General features: G+C 56.8%; 2 protein-coding genes. Both read right to left on the reverse strand.

Annotation, left to right across the window (positions count from 1 at the left end):
• On the reverse strand, nt 1-1776 hold a 1776-nt coding region (locus UTO39_RS22215; RefSeq protein ID WP_320728120.1), incomplete at its 3' end, for a DUF2235 domain-containing protein.
• Nucleotides 1764-2297, reverse strand: a complete 534-nt coding sequence (locus UTO39_RS22220; RefSeq protein WP_320728121.1) for a DUF3304 domain-containing protein — start codon at nt 2295-2297, stop codon at nt 1764-1766. The genes UTO39_RS22215 and UTO39_RS22220, both read right to left, overlap by 13 nt.
• Nucleotides 2298-2389 lie beyond the last annotated feature (92 nt).

Raw genomic sequence — 2389 nt, forward strand, 5'->3', positions numbered from 1 at the left:
CCTGAACTCTTCGGCGGCCTGGCGCAGCTGAGTTTGCCCCAGCGCGGCGTCAAAATCCTTCGGCCCCGGCGGGAGCATCAGGAAGCCCTCTTCAGGTTTATGTTTGGCAATTTTTTCCTTGCGCTCTTTCTCAATGTCCTTCTCCAAACCCGCTCTTTTTTTCTCAGACTCCTCTCTAACCAGAGGGTCGCTGTCTTTATCCAGCCCGTTCGCCGCCGAATCGACATAGAAACGCTGGGTCTTGTAGGTTCCCCCGGCATAGCGATTGATGCGCCACGCGGTGATCCAGCCCATCTGATCTTCAAGGGCTTTTTCCAGGCTGACCGGCGCGCGCGGCGGATCGTATTTTGCGGCCTGTTCGGGTGAAATCGGGTCAGTGGGCGAACTCAGACCGAGGGTAAGCTTGCGCCAGGCGTTGAAACGGTTGATTAATTCAGGTGCGACTGCAAATTCTAGCTGCAGCTCAGGAGACATCTGTCGCCATATATCCTTTTGTAAGTCTGTGGGAAGCGACAACGGGGATACTTTTAAAGGAGCACCTGAATTAAACGCGCTTGCATAAAGGTCATGCAACGCCAATTGAGATAAAAGCAATCTATCAAATTCATCCTTTGCTTTTCCCTGATCCCCTGGTGGATAGCCTCCCCCTAAATCCGAGTGCATGCCCGGATAGACCACCTCCAGGCTGTTCGCCGGATACTTACCATCCGGACGGCGGATAGAATCCAGCGGGAAGCAGAGCCGCTGCTCGTGGGAAGAGACCAGGTGGACGCACTTTTTAATTAACCCGCCATAGACCTTCTCTGCCGGCAGCTCCTGGGTTCCGTCCGCCCAGCCCATATGCCCTTCCGCCACCGGGGCGATATGCGCCACGCCCACCGAGGCCACTGTATCCAGCAGGCCAAGGAATTCCACGCTGAGCGGAATTTTCAGCCCGCCCACCGCCAGACACTGCTCGGGCTTGTCTTTTCCCTCTTCAGGCTTTGGCAGCAGTTCGCTGAGCCAGTTGACAAAGGCCCGCGCCGCCGCCGCACCGCGCGAAAAGCCGTACACGTACAGTTTGATACCCAACAGCTTCGGCTTTCCGGGTTCGACCGGTACCAGGGCCTTTTGCAGGGCTGGTGCCATATCTTTCAGCAGGCTCTGGAAGGTCTCATAACGGTTAGCGCTGCCGGTCAGCCCAAAAGACGCCATAGAGGTCGCCATTTTATCCACCGCCTTCCAGCTTTCGTCGTCCGATAGCGCATCCAGGCCCATCGTCCGCTTCAGCGCATCGATAATCCGCAGCAGGCCCCAGTTGATACGGTCCTCCCCGTGGGTCGCTGCCGCCAGCCCCATCATGCTGAAATCCAGATCGTTCACCTCGGGGAAAGGTGTCCCGACGCCGGGAATATAATATTTGTAGTATTTGTCATCACCGCTGCCGCTGGCATCCAGCAGCTCCGCTGTTTTACTCGCCAGCCCCCCGGCATAGCCCTGGCCGATGGTTGCACGGAACAGACGGGCAATATTAGTGGGGTGCTTCGGGTCAGCAATATATAAGTCGTGATTGAGGTTATTGCCGGTGCCGTCAAAAAACAGGCTGATATGCAAAGTTTTACAGCAGGGGGGCTCCACGCGTCGCCCGGCAGCCAGGCACAGTTCCTGCCGGTAGGCCAGCTCGTGGTTATCCTGCTGCGCGCAGTTTGTGCCTACCAGCGCAGCCTGAGCAGGTAGACGCCCCTGGGCCGGAAACGCCGGCGGGAACCACGTCAGATCGGTGATTATTTCGGACATACTTTTGGCTCCGGCATCTGCAGCGGCTCGTTGATTGGGTAGCCCGGCCGGCCGGGGCTCACGCAGCTGGTGGTCACTTTCACCTCATCACAGGGCATAAAGTGCACCGTGATCCCGCAGGTCTTTTGCCCCGTATAGTCCGGTACCGGTACCACCGCGCTGTGCTGCTTATTCTGGGCTTTTATTTTTTTGGCCCAGGATAAAAATTTTTGTTCATCGGCATAACCCGGAAAATCCATTGAGTATCCCACCCCTGTTTCCCAGTCGACTTTCACCGTCATACCCGGCCGCCATTTCGCCGGCACGCCATAGCAGCAGCCGCCGCCGCCCCCCTGATACGGCCCGATGATGTCTATCCCCGACTGACCGTCGACGCTGAAATGGTTGATTGCCCATTTGGTATGGTTGATGGCAACAATGGTTCCACCACCGCCACTCCGGATTTCAGCCTTCGCCGCAGGCTGACTGCAGCCCGCCAGCAGCAGGGCACCCAGTACCACGGGGTAATGTCGTATTTTCATTTTGCATTCCTTTTATGAATTAACACGTTACTGCATCCTGCTTAGCCATGCCCTGGTGCAATGGCATGGCTAAGCATTTCTGAAGGGGTATA

Origin of the sequence: Enterobacter sp. 118C5 (genome assembly GCF_034107645.1) — a bacterium.
In the GTDB taxonomy this organism is placed as follows: domain Bacteria; phylum Pseudomonadota; class Gammaproteobacteria; order Enterobacterales; family Enterobacteriaceae; genus Enterobacter; species Enterobacter nematophilus.

What these genes read in the sequence shown, in the direction of transcription:
- UTO39_RS22220 (WP_320728121.1), bottom strand. Translation starts at nt 2,297, where the DNA reads ATGAAAATACGACATTACCCCGTGGTACTGGGTGCCCTGCTGCTGGCG.